General features: G+C 69.9%; 15 protein-coding genes. 3 read left to right on the plus strand and 12 right to left on the minus strand.

The genetic code is table 11. The features are described 5' to 3' along the window. Positions 1-239 precede the first annotated feature (239 nt). From AN216_RS02895 to AN216_RS02905, 4 genes are all read right to left on the minus strand, one after another. The gene (locus AN216_RS02895) at positions 240-1,277 is read right to left on the minus strand and encodes a 3-isopropylmalate dehydrogenase (RefSeq protein ID WP_070194992.1); all 1,038 of its coding nucleotides are present in this window, start codon (positions 1,275-1,277) and stop codon (positions 240-242) included. Between the two features lie 124 nt (positions 1,278-1,401). Further along, positions 1,402-1,557: a hypothetical protein gene (locus AN216_RS29010; RefSeq protein WP_170843010.1), complete on the minus strand. Its 156-nt coding sequence runs from the start codon at positions 1,555-1,557 to the stop codon at positions 1,402-1,404. Positions 1,558-1,968: 411 nt separating this feature from the next. Then, entirely contained in the window at positions 1,969-3,600 is a 1,632-nt protein-coding gene (gene pruA, locus AN216_RS02900) for an L-glutamate gamma-semialdehyde dehydrogenase (protein WP_070194993.1), read from the minus strand. 122 nt (positions 3,601-3,722) lie between these two features. Further along, entirely contained in the window at positions 3,723-4,649 is a 927-nt protein-coding gene (locus AN216_RS02905) for a proline dehydrogenase family protein (protein WP_070194994.1), read from the minus strand. A gap of 265 nt (positions 4,650-4,914) precedes the next feature. Between AN216_RS02905 and AN216_RS02910 the strand changes: the two genes are divergently transcribed. Then, positions 4,915-6,315: a PucR family transcriptional regulator gene (locus tag AN216_RS02910; RefSeq protein ID WP_070194995.1), complete on the plus strand. Its 1,401-nt coding sequence runs from the start codon at positions 4,915-4,917 to the stop codon at positions 6,313-6,315. Between the two features lie 53 nt (positions 6,316-6,368). Here the strand turns inward: AN216_RS02910 and serA are convergent, their stop codons facing one another. From serA to AN216_RS02940, 6 genes are all read right to left on the minus strand, one after another. Further along, the gene (gene serA, locus AN216_RS02915) at positions 6,369-7,958 is read right to left on the minus strand and encodes a phosphoglycerate dehydrogenase (RefSeq protein ID WP_070194996.1); all 1,590 of its coding nucleotides are present in this window, start codon (positions 7,956-7,958) and stop codon (positions 6,369-6,371) included. A 353-nt stretch (positions 7,959-8,311) separates the two neighbouring features. Next, positions 8,312-9,310: a ketol-acid reductoisomerase gene (gene ilvC / locus AN216_RS02920; protein ID WP_070194997.1), complete on the minus strand. Its 999-nt coding sequence runs from the start codon at positions 9,308-9,310 to the stop codon at positions 8,312-8,314. Between the two features lie 74 nt (positions 9,311-9,384). Beyond that, a complete protein-coding gene (ilvN, locus tag AN216_RS02925) occupies positions 9,385-9,909 on the minus strand; it encodes an acetolactate synthase small subunit (protein ID WP_070194998.1) in 525 nt (174 codons plus the stop codon). Positions 9,910-10,020: 111 nt separating this feature from the next. Beyond that, positions 10,021-11,922: an acetolactate synthase large subunit gene (locus AN216_RS02930; protein WP_070195003.1), complete on the minus strand. Its 1,902-nt coding sequence runs from the start codon at positions 11,920-11,922 to the stop codon at positions 10,021-10,023. 240 nt (positions 11,923-12,162) lie between these two features. Continuing rightward, complete coding sequence (locus AN216_RS02935) at positions 12,163-15,108, minus strand: putative bifunctional diguanylate cyclase/phosphodiesterase (RefSeq protein WP_070194999.1); 2,946 nt, start codon at positions 15,106-15,108, stop codon at positions 12,163-12,165. A gap of 532 nt (positions 15,109-15,640) precedes the next feature. Then, positions 15,641-16,621: a 2-hydroxyacid dehydrogenase gene (locus AN216_RS02940; RefSeq protein WP_070195000.1), complete on the minus strand. Its 981-nt coding sequence runs from the start codon at positions 16,619-16,621 to the stop codon at positions 15,641-15,643. A gap of 75 nt (positions 16,622-16,696) precedes the next feature. Between AN216_RS02940 and AN216_RS02945 the strand changes: the two genes are divergently transcribed. Then, entirely contained in the window at positions 16,697-17,692 is a 996-nt protein-coding gene (locus AN216_RS02945; protein ID WP_079166188.1) for an aldo/keto reductase, read from the plus strand. Between the two features lie 190 nt (positions 17,693-17,882). Continuing rightward, positions 17,883-19,046 carry a PQQ-dependent sugar dehydrogenase gene (locus tag AN216_RS02950; RefSeq protein WP_079166189.1) on the plus strand — a complete coding sequence of 388 codons (1,164 nt, stop codon included), beginning with the start codon at positions 17,883-17,885 and terminating at the stop codon, positions 19,044-19,046. Between the two features lie 71 nt (positions 19,047-19,117). Here AN216_RS02950 and AN216_RS02955 read toward each other — a convergent pair whose 3' ends face one another. Both AN216_RS02955 and AN216_RS02960 read right to left on the minus strand, forming a co-directional pair. After that, complete coding sequence (locus AN216_RS02955; protein WP_070195001.1) at positions 19,118-21,565, minus strand: MMPL family transporter; 2,448 nt, start codon at positions 21,563-21,565, stop codon at positions 19,118-19,120. A gap of 206 nt (positions 21,566-21,771) precedes the next feature. Next, complete coding sequence (locus tag AN216_RS02960; protein WP_070195002.1) at positions 21,772-23,037, minus strand: AAA family ATPase; 1,266 nt, start codon at positions 23,035-23,037, stop codon at positions 21,772-21,774. Positions 23,038-23,198 lie beyond the last annotated feature (161 nt).

A 23,198-nucleotide genomic window follows, 5' to 3' on the forward strand; every position in this document is an offset into this window, starting at 1 on the left:
TCGAGGACCGCAGGGCGGACGGCCGTACGAGACGTGGTCCTGTGGAGATGGTGGCACTCGACCCGTCGCTTGCCCACCTGCGCGGCTGGGCCCGGCCCCGAGTACGTGGCGCGTTGCGCCCGCGCGACCGACGGCCGGGCGCGTGAGCGCCCTCCCCTGTGGCGGCGCGCTGCTGGACGGAGCCGGGTCGCCGGCGTCAGGGCCGCACTGTTCGGTGCGGCGAGTCCGGTGGCCTCGGGTCAGGCGCTGACCCGGGCGACGATCGCGTCCCCCGTCTCGCGGGTGGTGCGTCCGGTGTGCCGCTCCGCTAGGTCCGCGGCGACGGCCTCCTCGATACGCGCGGCTTCCGGCTCGTGCCCGAGGTGCCGCAGCAGGAGGGCGACGGACAGGATGGTGGCCGTCGGGTCGGCGGTGTTGGTGCCGGCGATGTCCGGCGCGGAGCCGTGTACCGGTTCGAACATGGAGGGGAAGTCCCGCGACGGGTTGATGTTCCCGGAGGCGGCCAGGCCGATGCCGCCGCTCACGGCAGCGGCGAGATCGGTGATGATGTCACCGAAGAGGTTGTCGGTGACGATCACGTCGAACCGGGCCGGGTCGGTCGCCAGGAAGATCGTCGCGGCGTCGACGTGCAGATAGTCGGTGCTGACGGCTGGATACTCCTGACCGATCCGGTCGAAGGTCTCCTTCCACAGCTGGCCCGCGTACACCAACACGTTGTTCTTGTGCACCAGCGTGAGCTTCTTGCGCGGACGGGCGTTGGCCCGCTCGAAGGCGTCGCGCACGACCCGCTGCACGCCGTACGCCGTGTTGAGGCTGACCTCTGTGGCCACCTCGGCCGGTGTGCCGGTACGAAGGCTGCCGCCGTTGCCGACGTACGGCCCCTCGGTGCCCTCCCGTACCACCACGAAGTCGATCTCCGGACGCCCCGCCAGTGGTGTCTCGGTGTTCGGGAAGAGCCTCGAGGGACGCAGGTTGACGTAGTGCTCGAAGGCGAATCGCAGCTTGAGGAGCAGTCCGCGCTCCAGGACACCGGAGGGCACGGACGGGTCGCCGATCGCGCCGAGCAGGATCGCCTCGTGCTTCCCCAACTGCTCCAGCTCTGCGTCCGGCAGGGTCTCGCCGGTCGCGTGCCATCGACGGGCGCCCAGGTCGTACTCCTCGGTCTCCAGTTTGACGTCCTGCGGGAGGACGGAGCTGAGGACCTTCAGACCTTCGGAAACGACCTCCGGGCCGATGCCGTCTCCGGGGATCACTGCGAGATTGATGCTGCGCGCCATGAGCGGGACTCTACTCGCATCCCATGAAATGACACACGCCCGTCCGCATCATGGACGGCTCCCGCTGCTCCGTACACCCGCTCGCCCCACGCGCGGCAAGCGGGGGCGAGCGAGTGCGACGTGGTCATTGCTGCTGCGGGGTGTGCCCCGTCGCTCCGCCGTTGTCGCGACGGTCGAGGGCTCGCTGGAGTGCCGCGGCGGCGTTCCGGCGGTCGGTGTTGTCATGGCCGTTGCGGACGGCGGCGGCGTGTCGGGTGCGGCGACGGGCGGTTTTCTCCATGATGCAGCGACTCCTTCTGCATGAGGCTTCGAGAAGGTGAGTTCAACGCGCCGGAATAGGCGGGGGTTTGCGGTGCGACAGGGGTCACCTGCGCCAGAGCACCGCGCCTCATCCGCTGTCGCCCGATGGAGCGAGAAGTTCGGCTGCTACCACGGTAGAAGCTCCGGGCCCGGATGTCTCGTTTTTAGTTGGCCTTCCTACTATCTGAGACGGCGGCAACTCCGACCTGCGGTTCTCCTGTCACTCGCGCACCATGCGCCGCAGTACGCCGCGCCTGCCGATCCGTACACGTCGGCACCGGATGGCACACGCGTGGGGCCAGCCCGTACGTACGACGAGTGGACGGGCCCCTACGGAGCACCGTCCACTCACCACTGGTCGGTGCCCGCTCTCGGGACGGGCACCCGGGCGTCAACCCATGTGCGGGTAGCGATAGTCCGTCGGCGCGACCTGCGTCTCCTTGATCGCCCGGGGCGACATCCAGCGCAGCAGGTTGAACTTCGAGCCCGCCTTGTCGTTCGTACCGGAGGCGCGGGCGCCACCGAACGGCTGCTGCCCGACGATCGAACCGGTGGGCCGGTCGTTCAGGTAGAAGTTGCCGGCGGCGAACCGTAGCTTCTCGCTGACCTGGTTCAGCACCTGCCGGTCCTGCGCGATGACGGCGCCCGTGAGCGCGTAGGCGGAGGCCGACTCCATCTGGTCGAGCATGGTGTCGAAGTCGCCGTCCTCGTAGACGTGCACGGCGATGACCGGGCCGAAGTACTCCTTCTTGAAGACCTCGTTCTCCGCGTCCGAACAACTGATCACGGTCGGCCGCACGAAGTAGCCGACCGAGTCGTCGTACGTCCCGCCCGCGACAATCTCGCAGCTCGGGTCGGAGGCGGCGAAGTCGATGGCGGCCTTGTTCTTGGCGAAGGCACGGTCGTCGATGACGGCGCCGATGAAGTTCGACAGGTCCGAGACGTCACCCATGGTCAGCCCCTCGACCTCGGCCGCCAGGTCGTCCCGCAACCCACCGTCCCACAGCGAGCGCGGGATGTACGCCCGGGAGGCGGCCGAGCACTTCTGCCCCTGGTACTCGAAGGCACCGCGGGTCACGGCGGTCTTCAGGATCGCCGGGTCGGCGCTGGGGTGGGCGACGATGAAGTCCTTGCCCCCGGTCTCGCCGACCAGCCGGGGATAGGACTTGTAGCCGGCGATGTTCTCCCCCACGCTCTTCCACAGGTGCTGGAACGTCGCCGTCGAGCCGGTGAAGTGCACGCCCGCCAGGTCCTGGTGCGGCAGCGCGACCTCGGACACCTCGAGCCCGTCGCCCGTGACCAGATTGATCACCCCCTTGGGCAGACCCGCCTCCTCGAGCAACTGCATCAGCAGCACGGCCGCGTGCGTCTGGGTCTGCGAGGGCTTCCACACCACGACGTTGCCCATCAGCGCCGGGGCGGTTGGCAGGTTGCCCGCGATGGCGGTGAAGTTGAACGGCGTGATCGCGTAGACGAAGCCCTCCAGCGGCCGGTGGTCCAGCCGGTTCCAGATGCCCTTGGGTTGGATGGGGGGCTGCTCGGCGAGCAGTTCCCGTGCGTAGTGCACGTTGAACCGCCAGAAGTCGATCAGCTCGCAGGGTGCGTCGATCTCCGCCTGCTGAGCGGTCTTCGACTGGCCGAGCATGGTGGAGGCGGCGATCGTCTCGCGCCACGGCCCGGAGAGCAGTTCCGCCGCCTTCAGGATGATCGCGGCACGGTCGTCGAAGGGCATCGCACGCCAGGCCGGCGCCGCGGCGAGCGCCGCGTCGATCGCGTCCTGGGCGTCCTGCCGGGTGGCGTTGCCGTACGTGCCGAGCACGGCACCGTGGTTGTGCGGCTGTACGACGTCGACGCGTTCGCCACCGCCCATCCGCCGCTCGCCGTTGATCGTCATCGGCAGGTCGATCGGGTTCTCGGCGAGTTCCTTGAGCTTCCGTTCGAGTCGGGCCCGTTCCGGGCTGCCGGGCGCGTACGTGTGCACCGGCTCGTTGTAAGGGGCGGGGACCTGGGTCACAGCGTCCATGGCGGCGGTATCTCCTTCACGTCGGGTCTCGCGGTTCTGGATCTTCCCTGAGGGATGCGGTGGCTGTGCTGGCTGTGGGTGTCAGCCCCGCCGCAGCCGCGCTGTCAGCATAAGAGCGCCTGTCAGTGCCGGCTGGCCAGCGAACGCAGGAAGAAGGCGAGATTGGCCGGACGCTCCGCGAGACGACGCATGAAGTAGCCGTACCAATCGGTGCCATACGGGACGTACACGCGCATGCGATGGTGCTGTGCCACGAGCCGCCGCTGTTCGGCCTCCCGGATGCCGTACAGCATCTGGAACTCGAACTCGTCCTGTTTACGCCCCGCCCGCCGGGCCAGCTCCTGGGCGATGGCCACGATCCGCGGGTCGTGCGAGCCGACCATCGGATAGCCCTTGCCCGCCATCAGGACCTTCAGGCAGCGGACGTACGCCCGGTCGACATCGCGCTTGTTCTGATATGCGACCTCGGCGGGCTCGTCGTACGCCCCCTTCACCAGCCGTACTCGCGAGCCTTCCCCGGCCAGCGCGCGGCAGTCGTCCTCGGTCCGGAAGAGGTAGGACTGCACGACCGCACCGGTCCGCGGAAAGTCCTTCCGCAGCTCAGCGAGGATCGCCAGGGTGGAGTCCACGGTGGTGTGGTCCTCCATGTCCAGGGTGACCATGGTGCCCAGTTCGGCGGCGCGCTCGACGACCGGCCGGACGTTCTCGTACGCCACCTCGTGCCCGCCCGGCAGCGCCTGCCCGAAGGCCGACAACTTCACCGACATCTCCGCGTGCGCGGCCAGGTCCTCCCTGGCCAGCGCCTCGCACAGGGCGAGGTAGGCGTCCCGGTTGCGCGACGCCTCCGCCCGATCGCCGGTGTCCTCGCCCAGGTGGTCGAAGGTCACGTCCATCCCTGCGGCGGCCAGCGACCGCACCGTACGCAGTGCCTCGTCGAGGCGTTCGCCGGCGACGTATCGATCCACCACGGTACGGGTGACCGGTGCGGTCGAGACCGCGTGGCGGATGGTGTCACTGCGGGCGGCACCGCGCAGTACGGGACCCAGCATGGTCACCTCCAGATGAACCTGTGTCCGACGGATACGTCAGCCACCGCGCAATCTAGGGAGCGACTCGGGGCCGGGGCCATCGACACCTGTCACGTGTCCGTGGCGGCGAACTCAGACAGATGTATGAGAATGGTGAGCGGGCTGGTCTCACCACCAGGCGACCGCCCGACCAGTGAGGAGAGCACCGCGGCCAGCGCACCCGGGACGAGCGACCGCACAGCACAGCACAGCACACGAACGGACGGGGACGGCACAGAGGCGCGCCATGCGTGAGGACTACCAATCACTGATCGACGAGATCTCCGCCCTGCTCGGCACGCCTGCGACCCTGGAGGGCCGGGACTTCGCGCTGATCGCCTTCGGCGCGCACGAGGCGGGGGACGGCTCGTCGCCCGACCTGGACCCCGTACGCACCAGCACCATCCTGCGGCGCCGCTCCAGCACCGCCGTCCGCGCCTGGTTCGAGAGCTACGGAATCGCCCACGCCACCGGGCCCGTACACATCCCACCTGACCCCACGGCCGGCGTGAGCACCGGTCGCCTCTGCCTGCCGGCACGGCACGGGGGCGTGGTGCACGGCTACGTCTGGTTGCTCGAGGACGCGGCGCTGGAGACCTCTGATCCCCGCCTGCTCCAAGCCCAGTCGAGGGCGGCCCGGATCGGCGAACTGCTGGCCGCGGACGCGCGCGCGGGCAGCGAGACCGGCGAACTGCTCAGCACGTTGCTGGAGGCCCCCGCCGCCGAGCAGCGGGCACGTGCCGAGGAAGGACTGGCCGCCAAGCTACGGGACCGGGCCACGGGTCCGTTGGCGATGCTGGCGGTCGTCCCTTGGCCGAGCGGGCAGCGGTACGGAGCGCCGGCGCCTCGTGCGCCCGGGCTGCCGAACGTCCTCGCGGAGAGCCTGCTGCCCGTACGACAGCAGGCGGGACGGGTCGAATCCGGCCAGCGCTCCGGACGGGCCAGTCCGCAGGGCGGCCAGCCGCCGCCGGTCGCCCTCGCCGCGCTGGTCCGGTTGCACGCCGGAGGCAGCCTGGCCCCGGCACGTACGGCCGCCGAACGGCTGCTGGCGACGCCTCGGTTGTCCGATGACGGGACGGGCGGGACGGACAGGTCCCCTGGGACGGTCAGGGGAACCGGCGCGGTCGCGACGGTCACCGCCCCCGGAGACACGCGAACCGGTGCGGGCGCCGGGCTGAGCGCGCCCACACGCGGCTTGGGGGAACTGCGTACGGCATGGCGGCAGGCCCTCGCCGCGGCCCGGGTCGCCGCCGCTGACCCGCGGCACGGGCCGGTCGGCGCGTGGGAGTCGCTGGGTCCGTACCGGCTGCTCGTCGCGCTGGGCGGGCCGCACGTCGGCCGCGGGGCGGCGAACGAGGTGACGGCGACGACTGGGGCGGCACCTGCCGGCTCGGTCGAGCAGGATGCCGCCGACCCCGCCGTACGTCCCCTGCTGGCACACCGGGGTTTGTCGGACACCGTGGAATGTTTCCTGGACCGGGCGGGCCAGGCGGGGCGTACGGCATCTGAACTGGGGATTCACCGGCAGACGCTCTATTACCGGCTCTCCCGGGCGGAACGCCTCACCGGACTCGATCTGCACGACGGCGAGCACCGGCTGCTGCTCCACATGGCACTCAAGGCCGCCCGGCTCGCCGGACGGCCTTGAACACGGTACCGCCCGGCTCGCCGGACGGCCTTGAACACGGGACGCTCCCGCGGTCAGTCCTGCAGGTTGACGTTGCGCGCGGAGGTGGCGCCGACCTCGCCCGCGATCTCGGTCAGCACCGGCCCGGGGATCGTGTCGTCAACGGTCAGCGCGACCAGGGCCTCGCCACCCGCGGTGGACCGGGACACCTGCATACCGGCGATATTGACGCCCGCGTCGCCGAGGATGCGACCCACGGTGCCGACGACGCCGGGCCGGTCGGCGTACCGCAGGAACGCCATGTGATCGGCCAGGGCCAGGTCGACGCCGTGCTCGTTGATCGAGACGATCTTCTGCTGGTTTCGGGGTCCGCTGAGCGTCCCGGCGACGGAGATCTCCTCGCCGTTGCTGAGAGTGCCCCGCACGATCACGACGTTGCGGTGCTCCGGGGACTCGCTCGAGGTGGTCAGCCGCACCTCGACGCCGCGTTCCTGGGCGAACAGCGGAGCGTTGACGTACGAGACAGTGTCGTCCACCACGTCCTCGAACACGCCCTTCAGCGCGGAGAGTTCCAGGACCTTCACGTCATGCTGCGTGATCTCGCCGTACACCTCGACGTCGAGCCGGACCGCGACCTCACCGGAGAGCGCCGTGAAGATCCGGCCGAGCTTCTCGGCGAGCGGCAGCGCGGGGCGTACGTCCTCGGCGATCACGCCGCCCTGTACGTTCACCGCGTCCGGCACCAACTCTCCCGCCAGCGCCAGCCGCACGGACTTCGCCACCGAGATGCCAGCCTTCTCCTGCGCCTCACCGGTGGAGGCGCCCAGGTGCGGGGTGCACACGACCTGGTCGAACTGGAAGAGCGGCGAGTCGGTGCAGGGCTCGGAGGCGTAGACGTCCAGGCCCGCTCCGGCGACCCGGCCCTCCTTCAGCGCCGCCGCGAGCGCGTCCTCATCGACGATGCCACCACGGGCGGCGTTCACGACTCGGACCTCGGGCTTGACCTTGTGCAGCGCGTCATCGCCGATCAGACCCTGCGTCTCCGGGGTCTTCGGCAGGTGCACGGTGATGAAGTCGGAGACCTCGAGCAGTTCGTCCAGCGAGAGCAGCTTGACGCCCATCTGCGCGGCCCGGGCGGGCTGTACGTACGGGTCATAGGCCACCACCCGCATGCCGAAGGCGGTCATCCGCTGCGCCACGAGCACACCGATCCGCCCCAGCCCGACGACGCCGAGGGTCTTCTCGGACAGCTCGACACCGGTGTACTTGCTGCGCTTCCACTCGCCGTTCTTCAACGCGGTGTTGGCCTGGGGGATGTTACGTGCGCTGGCCACCAGCAGGCCACACGCAAGCTCCGCCGCGGTGACGATGTTGGACGTCGGTGCGTTGACCACCATGACGCCGGCCTTCGTCGCGGCGGGCACATCGACGTTGTCCAGCCCCACGCCGGCGCGGGCCACCACCTTCAGCTGCCGGGCGGCGGCCACGGCCTCGGCGTCCACCTTCGTGGCGCTCCGTACGAGAATGGCGTCGACGTCTGTGATGGCGGCCAGCAGCTCCGTCCGGTCGCCGCCGTTGCAGTGTCGGATCTCGAAGTCCGGGCCCAGGGCGTCGACGGTGGCGGGCGACAGCTCTTCAGCGATGAGTACTACGGGCTTGGTCACTTGGTCAGTCCTCACTTGTCCTCGTCGGGCGACCGCGTCCAACGGCCGAAGGCGGTGGAGGTGGGCAGTCGCGTGGAGACGCACGACGCTGTGAGCCTGTGACGCGTTAGTGCTTGCAGTGTATCCACGGATCTGACCTGCGTACGGCCCTTTCGCGGAATCCGCCCCCCGGGCGGGACCGAAGCGAGCTGTCAAGACGGCGCTGGTCAGCCACGACGGCCTGATCGCGGAGCGCCTCCCGGAGGTGCGAAGCACCCTCGTACGGGACACGGAACGCCCCCGAGGCCGGAAACACCCCGGAGGACCGGAACGCCCCGAAAAGCGCCGCGATCAGACCGCCTGTCCGGAACCGCTCAGCTCTCGTCGTCGACCCAACTCATCAACTGACGCAGCTGCTTGCCGGTGGTGGTGAGGAGGTGGTCCTCGTCGCTCTTCTTGTACTCGTTGTAGTTCGGCAGCCCCGCGTTGTACTCCTTCATCCAGCTGTTCGCGAAGGTGCCGTCCTGGATCTCGGCGAGGACCTTCTTCATCTCCGCCTTGGTGGCGTCGTTCACGATGCGCGGCCCGCTGACGTAGTCGCCCCACTCGGCCGTCTCCGAGATCGACCAGCGCATCTTCTCCAGGCCGCCCTCGTACATCAGGTCCACGATCAGCTTCAGCTCGTGCAGGCACTCGAAGTACGCGATCTCGGGCTGGTAGCCCGCCTCGACCAGGGTCTCGAAACCAGCCTTGACCAGTGCGCTGGTGCCGCCGCACAGGACGGTCTGCTCGCCGAAGAGGTCGGTCTCGGTCTCCTCGGTGAAGGTGGTCTTGATGACGCCGGCACGGGTGCCGCCGATCCCCTTGGCGTACGCCAGCGTCAGCGCGAACGCCTTGCCGGTGGCGTCCTGCTCGACCGCCGCGATGCACGGCACGCCACGGCCCTCCTCGTACTGCCGGCGCACCAGGTGGCCGGGGCCCTTGGGGGCGACCATGCACACGTCCACGCCGGCCGGTGGCTGGATGAAGCCGTAGCGGATGTTCAGGCCGTGTCCGAAGAAGAGCGCGTCACCCTCCTGGAGATGGGGCGCGACGGACTCCGCGTAGACCTTGGCCTGGATCGGGTCCGGCACCAGCACCATGATGACGTTGGCCTCCTGCACCGCCTCGGCCGGCGTGGTCACCCGCAGGCCCTGTTCCTCGGCCTTGGCCCGGGACGAGGAACCCTCATGCAGACCGACCCGGACGTCCACCCCCGAGTCACGCAGTGACAGCGCGTGGGCGTGGCCCTGGCTTCCGTAGCCGAGAACCGCGACCTTGCGGTTCTGGATGATCGACAGGTCTGCGTCTGCGTCGTAGAACATTTCGGCCACTTGGGGAATCTCCTTGTGCGAGTGAATCGGATGGTGCGCGTGGTGCGGGTGTTGGTGCGGGGACCGTTCCGGCCTCAGGCGCTGCGCTCGAGCGCCCGTAGAGAGCGGTCGGTGATGGAACGCGCCCCGCGTCCTATGGCGATCGTGCCGGACTGGACCAGTTCCTTGATGCCGTACGGCTCGAGCATCCTCAGCAGCGCTTCCAGCTTGTCGCTGCTGCCGGTGGCCTCGATGGTGACGGCCTCCGGCGAGACGTCGACGGTCTTGGCCCGGAACAACTGCACGATCTCGACGATCTGGGAACGGGTGCCGTTGTCCGAGCGAACCTTCACCAGAACGAGTTCACGCTGAACCGCCGACGCGGGATCGAGTTCGACGATCTTCAGCACGTTGACCAGCTTGTTGAGCTGCTTTGTGACCTGCTCCAGCGGCAGATCCTCGACATTCACCACAATGGTGATGCGGGAGATGTCGGGGTGTTCGGTGACGCCGACCGCGAGTGAGTCGATGTTGAACCCCCTGCGTGAGAACAGGGACGCGATGCGCGCCAGGATTCCGGGAGTGTTCTCCACCAGGACGGAGAGCGTGTGCTTGGACATCTGCTAGGCCTTTCGAAGCTCTGTTGTGGCGGACGCCGTGCCGTACGTGTCCTCCGACGCACGGCCCCGGCGTCTCGGTGGGTCTCTCGTCCAGTCGTCCGTCGTCGGTCGTCAGTCGTCACTGTCGCCGAAGTCGGGACGGACCCCACGGGCCGCCATGACCTCGTCGTTCGAGGTGCCGGCGGCGACCATGGGCCACACCATCGCGTCCTGGTGCACGATGAAGTCGACGATAACCGGCCGGTCGTTGATCGAGTTGGCCTTCTCGATCACCGCGTCGAGTTCCTCGGGATCGGTGCAGCGGATGCCCACGCAACCCATCGCCTCGGCCAGTTTGACGAAGTCGGGCACCCGGGTGCCCTGGGGCCGCGACGAGCCGTGCGGCTCCGCGTCCCCTCCGTGCAGCACGGTGTTGGAGTAGCGCTGGTTGTAGAAGAGCGTCTGCCACTGGCGGACCATGCCCAACGCCCCGTTGTTGATGATGCCGACCTTGATGGGCACGTTGTTCAGCGCGGCGGTAACCAACTCCTGGTTGGTCATCTGGAAGCAACCGTCGCCGTCGATGGCCCAGACCGTACGGTCCGGGCGGCCCACCTGGGCACCCAGCGCGGCCGGCACCGCGTAGCCCATGGTGCCCAGGCCACCCGAGTTGAGCCAGCTTCCCGGCTCCTCGTAACCGATGAAGTGGGCGGCCCACATCTGGTGCTGGCCGACACCAGCGGCGTAGAGGGTGCCCTCCGGGGCCAACTGGCCGATCCGCTCGATCACCTGCTGCGGGGAGAGGGAACCGTCCTCGGGCAGGTCGTAACCCAGCGGGTACGCCTCCCGCCAGCGGTTCAGCTGCGTCCACCAGTCCTGGTAGCTGCCCGCTCCGAAGTCGCTGTCGCCGGCGGAAGCTTCCCGGGAGCCGTCCTCCCGGAGGGACTCGAACTCCGCTTGGACGCCGACCACCAGGTCCGCGATGACTTCGCGGGCGTCTCCCACGATCGGCACGTCGGCGACCCGGTTCTTGCCGATCTCGGCGGGGTCCACGTCCGCGTGCACCACCTTGGCGTACGGAGCGAACGAGTCGAGCTTGCCGGTCACCCGGTCGTCGAAACGCGCCCCCAGGGCAACGATCAGGTCGGCCTTCTGCAGCGCGGTCACGGCTGCGACGGTGCCGTGCATGCCGGGCATGCCGAGATGCTGCGGGTGGCTGTCCGGGAAGGCACCGATGCCCATCAGGGTGGTCGTGACCGGCGCCCCGGTCAGCTCCGCCAGAACCTTCAACTCCGCGGTCGCACCTGCCTTGAGGACCCCCCCGCCGACGTACAGCACCGGCCGGCGCGCGGCGCCGAACAGCTTGGCGGCCTCCCGGATCTGCTTCGCGTGCGGCTTGGTGACCGGGCGGTAACCGGGCAGCTCGGGCTGCTGCGGCCAGGAGAAGGCGGCGCTGCCCTGCAGGGCGTCCTTGGCAATGTCCACGACGACTGGGCCCGGCCGACCGGTCGAGGCGATGTGGAACGCCTCGGCGATGGTACGGGGGATCTCGTCCGCCTCGGTGACGAGGAAGTTGTGCTTGGTGATCGGCATCGAGATGCCGCAGATGTCGGCTTCCTGGAACGCGTCCGTGCCGATCGCGTGCGCGGCGACCTGGCCGGTGATCGCCACCAAGGGGACGGAGTCCATGTGCGCGTCGGCGAGCGGCGTGACCAGGTTGGTGGCACCGGGCCCGGAGGTCGCCATGCACACTCCGACCCTGCCGGTCGCCTGGGCGTAGCCGGTGGCGGCGTGACCAGCGCCCTGCTCGTGCCGCACGAGGACGTGGCGCACCGCGGACGAGTCCATCATCGGGTCGTACGCCGGGAGGATCGAGCCACCCGGGATGCCGAATACGGTGTCGGCGCCGACTTCCTCAAGAGAGCGGATGAGGGACTGGGCGCCCGTCATGTGCTCGACAGTGGCGGTTTGCTGCCCGCCGTGACGGGGCGGCCTCGGCTGTGGTTTCGGGACCCCGGTGGCCTGATCGGTCATCATCTGTCTCTTCTCGGAGAGTGTGGGCTGACGCTCGTTTTGTACGGTGTGTGCGGCGATTCGCCGGTTGTTCTCAGGTGCTGGTGCAACAAAAAACCCCCCGTGCCCACAGGGCAAGCGAGGGGAGCGCGCCGGAGAGGATGGCGGGGACTTAACGAGTCCCGGTCAACCGGCGCGCTGTCCAATTACGAGAAGTCGGGTGCGCATGGCACCGACCATCCTCCGGCAAGGCACCGGGTGTCAAGTAGGTGGGACAGGCGTCTCACTATGTGGTCCACGCGAGGGTCGCGCCACCTTGTCCGCCGACGGCGGGCCTGTGCGCTGGACCGGGAGGCCACCCGCCACCACGACCGAGCCTCTCGTCCTGACTCGGTCCGCTCTACCGGCCGCATGCCCGGCGGAGCGACCGGGCAGCGGATATCCGCAGGCCAGTGCGCGCCGCAGACGATGCTCGTCCAGCACCCCGGCGAACGCCTCCCCTTGCCCCCAGGTGCAGCCCATCGCGCGGAGCGTCGAAACCTGTTCGGGCAGGTCGACCCCGTCCGCCACCGAGGAGAGTCCGAGGTCGCCCGCGATACGCAGCAGACCAGCGGTGATCTTCCGTAGTCGCGCGGACTCCGCGATGCCGTCCACCAGACCACGGTCCAGGCAGATGATGTCGAGCGGGAGTCTGCGCAACGCGGACACTGCCGCGTAGCCGCCGCCGAAACCGTCCAGGGCGATACCGACGCCCAGATCCCGAAGCGCCAGGAGACGCTGCTCCAACTCGCTCATGGGCACCCGTGGGTCGTTCCCGCACAGCTCCAGCACCAGGGCTTCGGGCGCCAGACCGTGTCGGTGCAGGAGAGTCTCCACACTGCCGTGTACCGGCTCCTCGTCGGTGAACCACTCGGTCGCCAGGCGTACGACCACCGGGGCCTCGAAACCCGCCCGGTATCGAGCCGCCGCCTGAGCCACCGCCTCCTCCAGCAGCCAGCGGCTCATACTCCTCGTCGGATCGCCGTGAGCCGTCGGGCCCGCGCGACCGTGCGCCGTGACGGGCGGGCCACTGTCCGCGCCGAGGCGCTCCCCTGGTACGCCGTGGGCGGAGCGCAGCCGCGGCTGGGCGGCGACGGCTTCCACCGTGCCCCCACTCAGCGCGACGATCGGCTGGTGGCGGACCACGAACTGGCGATGGCACGACGTGACCCGGCGTGCGTGGGGCGGGGCGGAGTCCGAACCCCCGGCTCGTTCGGTCGCGCGGGGGGCGCGCGGCGGACACCACTCGGTGGCTCGGGACTCCGGAGCGGCAGCCGAGGAGTACAGCTCCACCCTGTCCTTCCCCGTCTGTTTGGCGCGGTACATCGCCAGATCCGCCTTGCGCATCAGGTCGGTGGGGTCGCTTCCCGGCTCGGCGAACGCGATGCCGATGGACGCGGCCACCCGCACCTCGCAGCCCTCCACGTGGTACGGAGCGGAGAGCGTGACCCGGAGGCGATCGGCGATCTCCCGAATCCGCTCCGCACGCGCGGCGGGAGGTCTGTGCTGGGCGTCCCCGTCCCCGAGGATCAACGCGGCGAACTCGTCCCCGCCCAACCGCGCGGCGGTGTCCCCGGCCCGCACGGACTCCCGCAACCGGTGGGCGGCATGGATCAGCAACTCGTCGCCCGCCTGGTGGCCCACGGTGTCGTTGACCGCCTTGAAGCCGTCCAGGTCGATGTACAGCACCGCCGCTTCGCTGTCGCCGCCGCGCCGGCCGGCGAGCGCCTGGCGCACGCGTTCTAAGAACAGGGCACGGTTCGGCAGGTCCGTCATCGGATCATGTGAGGCACTGTGCTGCAATTTCGCCTGCAGGCGCACCCGTTCGGTGACATCCCGACTGTTGAATATCAATCCGCCCTGATAACGGTTCACTGTCGACTCGATGCTGAGCCAGTGCCCCGCGCCATGCTGGAACCGGCACTCGATACGGGTCGATGGCTCCGTGCTGGGTGCGGCGGCGAGGAACCGGCGAATCTCGTGCAGCACGCGGGCCAGGTCCTCGGGGTGGATGAGGGCGGCCAGCTCGGAGCCGACGAGTTCGTCCCCCACACGTCCGTACACGCCGGCGGCGGCCGGGGAGACGTAACGCAGCACGCCGTCGGGCGCCGCGATCATGATGACGTCACTGGAGCCCTGCACGAGAGAGCGGAAGTGGTTCTCCTTGTCGGCCAGTTCCTGTGTGAGGGCGATGTTCTCCAGCAACATGATCCCCTGGCGCACGGCGAGGGCGAGGACGACGGTACAACCGGTGAAGAGCACCAGCCGGTCGATGCGCCCGTCCAGCGAGCCGTAGACCACCCCCAGGGTGCAGACCGCGGCGGCGAGATACGGAGTCAGCGCCGCGAGCGAACCGGACATCGGACGAGCGCCGAAGGAAGCACCGGACCACCCGGCCTTCGGAGTGCCCGGGGTGTCACTCGGGGACGGGTTCGTACGGCCCCGCAGACCTGCCCAGGCTGCGTACGCGAGCAGCGTCGGGCCCACGAACCAACCCACGTCGAGTGGGACGTCCGCCTGCGCGTCGTCGCGCAGCGCGGGCACGGCGGCGAGCATGTCACACAGCACCGTCACTCCGAAGGCGCCGACCAGGGTGTTGAAGGCCGGCCGACCGACCGTGGCGCCACGGAAGTGCAGCGCCAGGATGAGACTCATCAGCACGACGCCCAGCAGTGGATAGGCCATCTCCAGGGCGGACTGAGCCACTGTCTCCCACTGCCAGACGGGTCTGGGAAGCAGATCGACCGACCAGGAGAGGGTGAGCAGCGAACCGGCGATCAGCCAGGTGTCCAGGCTCAGGCAGATCCACCCGGCCCGGCTGATGGGCCGCTTGGCCAGCATCAGCAGGCCGAGAAGCGCGAACGGCACGAAGAGGAGGTAGAAGCAGTCGGCCGCCGCGGTCGCCGGCACCGCACGGCCCAACGCGCCCTCGTATCCACCGCAGAGGGCGTGTGCCACCCCGGACATGACCGAGGAGAGCCCAAAGAGCACCCACGCGGAACGCGTTCGGCCACGCGGCTGTGCCCGGGCGAACCGAAAGCAGTACAGCGCCGCGACGAGGGCCGCGGCGCTCAGGCCGAACTCCCCACCGAGGAGCGCGGGGGCGCTCGACCCCCAACCGAGCGCGGCCCCCGTGACGTAGGCCCCGCACACCGCGGCGACCAGCATGGCCAGAAGCGCCCTGGGCGGACGCGCTCGATCCTTGACACTCGCCACCGGGTCATTCTGCGGCGGGCGCTCGTCGGATGGGGCCACGGTCTCCGCGCCGGCGAACGGTCGTCGCGATGACCAGCCGGCTCGCCCCGCGAAGAGTGGAGAAGCCGGAGCGCCCGCTGCCGCGTCTCGGTACCCGCTCGTGATCGTTCCTTGAGCGTTCGCACCGTGAACGCTCTTTCCTTGAACACTCATGGCGCCCTCCGGGAACCTCGGAGACGCTGCCCGCGGTCACGGTGTACGTAGCACGGAGCGCGCCACGCACGACGATTGGTCCACTGGCCGCACATTCGCCCATCGCCCCCCTCGTGTCCTGGTTTCTCCCCTCCCGTCGGGACGATACACCAAAACAGTCACCCAGGGACATAGCTACGATACAGAACGTGACGACCTGGGACGATGGCCTATCCAGCCGCTGATTCCGCAGTGTATCCGCCCGGAAACGGCGCGTTGACCACCCGCGACGGCCACCCCGCGACGAGCCGCCTCAGCTCGTCACGTGCACGACGTTCTCCAGCTGCTCCTCGTTCGCCCACCGCGTGAGCTGTCGCCGCAACAGGCGTACGGCTCGGGGCCGCATCGCCGAGGTCGCACCGCCAACATGGGGGCTGATCAGCACGTTTGGCGCCTGCCACAGCGGGTGTCCGGGCGGCAGCGGCTCGGGGTCGGTCACGTCCAGCGCCGCCCGGAGCCGGCCCGTGGCCAGTTCGGCGAGCAGCGCGTCCGTGTCCACTACTCCCCCACGAGCCACATTGACCAACAGTGCCCCATCCTTCATCCGCCCCAGGAAGTCAGCCGCCACCAGCCTCCGGGTGGCCTCCGTGAGGGGGGTGCACAGGATCACCACGTCAGCGCGCGGGAGCATTTCGGGGAGCGCGTCCAGCGCGTGCACCTCCCCGCGCGCCACCGTACGAGACGTACGAGCGACGCGCAGCACCTCGGCCGTCTCAAACGGAAGGAGGCGTTCCTCAACTGCCGCGCCGATCGCGCCGTATCCCACGATCAGCACCCGACGGTCAGCCAGCGCGGGGTGGATCCCCTGCAGCCAGTCACCGCTGCGCTGCGCGCCGACGAACGCGGGGATGCCGCGCAGCGAGGCCAGGGTGAGGGTGAGCGCCAATTCGGCGGTGCTGGCCTCGTGTACCCCTCGGGCGTTGCAGACCCGGACACCGGGCGGGAGGTCGCGCAGCACCGGAGCGACGTGGTCGATGCCCGCTGTGAGAGTCTGCACCACCCGTAGCCCCGGCATCACTCGGAGGGGGCGCACGACGGCAGCGGGGTCCTTCATGTACGGCAGCACGTAGAAAGCACAGTCGGACGGATCGCTCGGGTAGTCGGCGGCACCGTCCCAGTGCTGGTAGCGGAGCGACGGCGGCCGGCCCTCGACGTCCTCGGGCGGCATCGGCAGCCACACGTCCGCGGCTGGGGCCGCTGCCTGCTCGGTGTTGCGTTGCGTGGAGGAGGCCATGGCCGGAGGGTATGCGATGGCTGTCCGAGGCACCGGTTAGTTTGGGCTCGTCAGGCGGGGAGGGAGTACGTCGAGGTGGATCGCAGGACTGTGGGAGCGGCGGCCCTGGAGGTAGGGGCGATCGGGCTCGGATGCATGCCCATGAGCTGGGCCTATTCCTCGTCCGAACAGCGCGGGGAGAGTTCGCTGCGGACCGTGCACGCGGCCTTGGACGAGGGCACTACGCTGCTGGACACCGCCGACATGTACGGTCCGTTCACCAACGAGCTGTTGTTGGGAAGAATCCTCCGGCAGCGCCGACAGGACGCGTTCGTCTCCACCAAGGCCGGCCTGCTCGTCGGCGAGCAGCACATCGTCGCCAACGGACGTCCGGAGCATCTCAGGCGGGCCTGCGACGCGTCTCTGCGACGCCTGCAGACGGAGGTGATCGACCTCTATCAGCTGCACCGTCCCGACCCGGAGGTGCCGATAGAGGAGTCCTGGGGCGCGATGGCCGAGCTGGTGGCCGCCGGAAAGGTCCGAGCGCTGGGGCTGTGCGCGGTGGGCGCTCGCGCATCGCGGCGCGCGGGCGCGTCCCTGCACCAGCCGACGCTCGCTCAACTCGACCGGGTACAGCAGATCTTTCCGGTCAGCAGCGTGCAGGCAGAACTCTCCGTGTGGTCGCGGGAGGCGCTGGAGGGGTTGTTGCCGTGGTGTACGGCCAGGGGCGTCGGGTTCCTCGCGGCGATGCCGCTCGGAAACGGCTATCTGACCGGCACGCTCACCCCGGGCGGCGGCTTCGAGCCGGATGACGTACGCGCCCGCCACCCACGGTTCACAGCGGAGATGATGGCGGCCAACCAGCCGATCGTGGCCGGGCTGCGCCGGGTGGCGGCGCGGCATGGTGACGCCACCCCGGCACAGGTGGCGCTGGCCTGGCTGCTGACTCAGGGCCGGCATGTGGTGCCCGTGCCAGGGGCCAAGAAGGCACACTGGCCCGTGCAGAACGCCGCTGCGGCCAAACTGACCCTGACGGCTGAGGACCTGGTGGAGATCGACGCGCTGCCAGTCGCCCAGGGCTCCTGGGACTGACCTCCGGCGGTCCGGGCCCCGGAAGGCGCCGTCCCGACGGCCCACGGCGTTCGGCCCCTCGGGGTTCCGCGATACGCGCAACGACTTCGCGCGATCTCCGGCGTCCACGTGCCCACGGCCTGCCGATGTGATGTGCTGAGAGCCGCCGCTTCGGCTCCGGGGCGGCCCCGCGATCCCGGGAGGGCTCATCGTGCGCAGGCAGTTGGTGTCCTGGCGGCCCGGCAGAACGGCCGTCGCGGTGCTCACGACAGCGGCGTTGCTCGCGGCCGGTTGCTCGTCCGATGAGGGCTCCGGCGAGCGCCGCGAGTCCCCGTCCGAGTCGGGTGCCGACTCCACCGGCCCGGGAGCGAGTGCCCCGCCGGCGAAAGGCTCGGTCACGGTGGAGCGTACGGTCGCCACGGGCCTCAAGTCGCCCTGGGGGCTGGCTCCGCTGCCCGGGGGCGACCTGCTCGTCTCCTCCCGGGACACCGGCGAGATCCTCCGGGTGGACGTCGGGAGCGGCGAGAAGACCAAGATCGGCTCCGTGCCCGGCACGGATCCCGGGGGTGAGGGCGGACTGCTCGGTCTCGCGCTCCGCAGCGACGACGCCGACATGCTGTACGCGTACGTGACCACCGCGTCCGACAACCGCGTCGTGCGGATGCTCTACGACCCGGACAAGAAACCGGGGAACCAGCTCGGAGCCCCCGACACCATCTTCAAGGACATCCCGAAAGGCACCGTCCACAACGGCGGGCGGATCGCCTTCGGCCCCGACAAGATGCTCTACGTCGGTACCGGTGAGACCGGCGACAAGGGCCTGGCGCAGGACAAGGACTCCCCGGCCGGGAAGATCCTCCGGATGACCCCGGACGGCGAGCCACCGGCGCACGGCAACCCTCGGGCCGACTCGGTGGTCTACAGTTACGGCCACCGCAATGTGCAGGGTCTGGCCTGGGACGCGGAGAACCGCCTGTGGGCCGCCGAGTTCGGGCAGGACACCTGGGACGAGCTGAACCTCATCCGCCCCGGCCGGAACTACGGCTGGCCGCGGGTGGAGGGCGAGTCCGACGAGCGGGGCTTCGTCGACCCGGTCGCCCAGTGGCGTACGGACGAGGCGTCCCCCAGCGGCATCGCGGTGGCCGAGGGCTCGGTGTGGATGGCGGCGCTGCGCGGCGAGCGGCTGTGGCGGGTCCCCCTGCGGGGCACGGAACCAGCCGCGAAACCCCAGGACTTCCTCCAGGGGAAGTACGGGCGGCTGCGCACGGTCGTCTCGGCGGGCGACGACTCGCTGTGGCTCGTCACGAGTGAGACGGACAGCCGCGGCACGCCGAAGAAGGGCGACGACCGCGTCCTGGAGCTGACGGTGCGCTGAATCGCGCGGACCGTGAGCCGTCGGTGACATGTGTGAGCCGCGGACAGCTCCGGGCGGCGGCAGCCGGACCGTCATCCCGTGCCGGGTCCGGAGTCGTGGATTCTGGAAGCGCCGGAGTCGCCGGGGAGGCGCGTCCCCGAATCATCCGACCGTCGTCCCGGTTTCGGGACCACGAGGGCCGGGTCGCTGGGTATCTCGGTACGCCGGCTCCTCTCCCGCTGGGTGGGCAGCAACCGCCCGTCCGCCGTCTGCGCGAGGGCGTCGGCGGCTTCCGGGGCAGCTTCCCGCGAACCGGCCGCGCCCCACTCCCGTGCTCTCGGCGGTACGGCGGTCGACTCCGCGGCGGCGGGTGGCCCCGGCTCGACGCTGATCCGGGGCAACCTCCGGTCCAACCACTTCGGCAACCACCAGTTCGCGCCCCCCAACAGATGCATCAGCGCCGGCACGAGCAGCGTGCGCAGGACGAAGGCGTCCAGTGCGACGGCCACCGCCAACGCGACCCCGAACATCGCGATGAGCCGGTTCCCGCTCAGCACGAACGCGCCGAACACCGCGATCATGATGGCCGCGGCGCAGTTGATGACGCGTCCGGTCTCCGCCAGCCCGACCTGCACCGCCCGGCGGTTGTCCCGAGTCCGCCGCCACTCCTCGTACATCCGGCTCACCAGGAAGACCTGGTAGTCCATCGAGAGCCCGAAAAGCACCGAGATCATGATCACCGGAAGGAACGGCTCGATCGGTCCGGCGCCACCCAGACCGAGCAGCCCGCTTCCCCAGCCCCACTGGAAGATCGCCACGACCACCCCGATCGAGGCCGACACGGCCAGCACGTTCATGAGGGCGGCCTTCAGCGGTACGGCGAGACTGCGGAACGCCAACAGGAGCAGTGCCGAACCGAGCGTCACCACCACCGCGAGGAAGAGCGGCAGCTTGCCTACGATGACCGAGGCGAAGTCGTCGTAGCCGGCCGTGAGTCCGCCCACGTGTACGCGCAGCTCGCTGGACTTCTCGACCCTCGGGATCACCTCCGTACGCAGCCGCTCGACCAGCTCGGAGGTCTCCTCGGCCTGGGGGGCGGTACTCGGGATCACCGTGACGGCGCCCACCTGCCCGTCCTGGCTGAGGGCGGCGCCCGTGACCTTGGCGACGCCCTCGGTCCCGCGCAGCCGTTCGGGCAGCTCCCGCAGCGCCTGTTCGTCTCCGCCGGTGCTCGCGACGAGCGTCAACGGGCCGTTCGCGCCCGGTCCGAAACCGTCCGCGAGCATGTCGTACGCCTGCTTGGTGGTGGCCGAGGACGGGCCGTTCCCCTGATCCGAGGTGCCCAGGTGGAGAGCCAGTACGGGCAGCGCCAGCACCACCATCCCAGCCGCCGCGAGCCCACCGAGCAGCTTCGGGTGCCGTCCCAGGTACGCCGACCAGCGGGCCACCACCGGCCGACTTCCGGCCACCGCCGGGTCGCGGTACTCGGGTCCGGTCGCCACGAGTCGCGCCCGTTCCCGACGGCTGAGGGCTCGCAACCCGATCAGGCCGAGCAGGGCGGGCAGCAACGTGACGGAGGCCAGCACGGTCAGCAGTACGGTGAGCGAGGCGGCCAGCGCCACACCGTTCAGGAACTCCAGGCGCAGGACGAGCATCCCCAGCAGCGCGATGCACACGGTCGCCCCGGCGAACACCACCGTCCGGCCGACCGAGGCCACGGCGCGCTCGGCGGCATTGGCCGCCGGCGCCCCCTCGCGCAGCGCCTGCCGGTGCCGGGTGACGATGAACAACGCGTAGTCGATCCCCACGCCCAGGCCGACCAGCGTGCCGAGCATCGGCGCGAAGTCGGCCAGCGTCACGACGTGTCCGAGCACCCCGGTCAGCAGGTAGGCGGTTCCCACGCTCACCAGCGCGGTGACGATCGGCAGCGACATGGCCGCCAGCGAACCGAAGGCCAGCAGCAGCACGACGGCCGCCACTGCGATTCCGATGGCCTCACTGAGGTGACTGCTCGGCGTGCTCTCCGTGAGCGCGACGCCCGTGCCGCCCAGCGCGACGTCCAGGCCCGACGTTTCCCGCTCGGCGGCCTGCGCGGTGTCCACGACGTCGCGGAGGTGCTCCGGGTCGAGGTCGTTGGCCGACTGGTCGAAGTGCACCGTGGCGTACGCCGTACGTCCGTCCTGGCTGATCCGGTCGGTGGTGTGCGGGTCGTACGGACTGGTGATCCGGGCGACGCCGGGAAGGTCGGCGACCTCGTCCAGGGTCTGGCTCATGCGCTGCTCGACGGCGCCGCCCCGGTCGACCCGCGCGTCGGGGCGGTCCGTGCGCCAGACGACGGTGTCGCTGTCCCCAGCCTGCTCCGGGAAGCCGTCGCTGAGCAACTCCCGGGCCTGCCCGGACTCGGTGCCGGGCACGTGGTAATCGTTCGTGTACGCGGAACCAGCCGTCAGGGCCGCGGCTCCCGCTCCGGACAGAGCGACGAGCCACAGCACCAGGACGACGAACGGATGACGAACACACCACCGGGCAAGGTCTGCCATGGTCGGGTTCCCTGATTGCTCGACGGATCTTTCAGGGAACCAACCCTCAAAGAACGTATGCCGACAGGACCGGCATCGCTCTTCACCCTGCCAGCAGCCAGAGATCAATCGGGCATTTCGTGCCTCTTGTCACACGGCCGATGCCGCGCACCACCGGTGTCACGGCACCGGCCACGGCCGTCACGGCACAAGCGTCAGCCCCGGCCTCACACCACCGACTGACCCATCTGGTCCAGCAGCCGCTCGAGCTGCTCCGCCGAGATGGTCTCGGCGGGGTCCTCACCGGGACGCTGCTCGCGCACCGGGTGCGCCTGCGTCACCGTCGACACGTCGGAGGTCCCGGGATGCGTGCGCGCGGCCTGCTCCAGGAACACCAGACTGCCGGACATCTCATGCCGCAAGGCGGACAACAGCGCCGGTGAGTGGGTGGTGGCCAGCAGTTGCCGGAAACCACTGACCCGGGTGGCCCGCGTGGCCAGGTCCGCGTAGTCGTCGACACCCCGGCGCAGTGCCCGTACGGTCTCGGCGAGCGTGGTCGGGTGCAGGCCGTTCTCCAGTTCCTCCAACGCCAGCAGGCCGGCACGTCGGTCGTCCCAACGGGCCGCCAACAGCGCGAGCACCCGCAGCGTGCCCCCGGGCAACATGGGCGGGGAGGTCCAGCCCAGGTGCCGCAGGTTCACGTCGAAGTCGTACTCGCCGCGGCGCTGGTCGAACAGCGGACGGATACCGGACGACTCCGACACCAGCGTGGCCAGGTCCTCCTCCAGACCGTGTTCCTCCTGCCCGCACAACCGGTGCAGTACGGCCGCGAGGTTGCCCCCGTCGGCCCTCAGCGGCGCCATCTCGCTCTCCGCCGAGGTACGCCGCAAGGCGACCGGGTCGAGCGTCATCGGCTGCCAGGTGTCGCACTCGCGGTGCAGCAGCGCCAGCAGTTCGCCGTCCCCGCGGCCGGGCGCGGACTCCGGGGTTCCGGCACCCTCGTCCAGCGCCAGCCACTCGGTGCCGGTGCGTCGTACGAAGCCCTCCCGCGCCTGGGCGAGCGCGGCGCGCAGGTCCTCGGGCAGACCGAGACGGCCCATCCAACCCGTACGCTCCATGCTGCTGACCCACACGCTGCCGCGCAGCAGCGGCGCGGCCCCCGCCGACCTCGGCGACTCCTCACGCTCCACCTCCAGCCACACGACGACGGGCAACGGCCCGTCGGGGGAAGGAGTGATCATGCCGACCTTGATGCTCATGACGGTGGAGGTGAAGTTGTCCGCGTGGTGGAAGAGATGACGCGGAGCCAGCGGCGTGTCCGCGCCCGGCGAGGCGGGGAAACCACTCGTCACTGTCTGCCGGACGAGGTCGAGGGCGCCCAGCAGGTTGGACTTCCCGGAGCCGTTCCCGCCGACCAGGATCGTGCACGGCCGCACGTCCAACTCGAAGTCCAGAAAGGACTTGTATCCGTCGATTTCGATACGGGTGATCATTTCTTCGCTCCCCTTGTGCTCGGCAGACGGACGCCAGAAGCACAGTAGTCTGCCTGACGCCCTCCACGCCTCCACCGATGTGCCGGTACGCGCCCACGGCGCGCTCGGGACCGGCCGGCGCCGGCCAGGGGCGGCACCCGCCGTACGCCGGTGCCGCCCGT

Source organism: Streptomyces oceani (assembly GCF_001751245.1).
GTDB classification, from domain to species: domain Bacteria; phylum Actinomycetota; class Actinomycetes; order Streptomycetales; family Streptomycetaceae; genus Streptomyces; species Streptomyces oceani.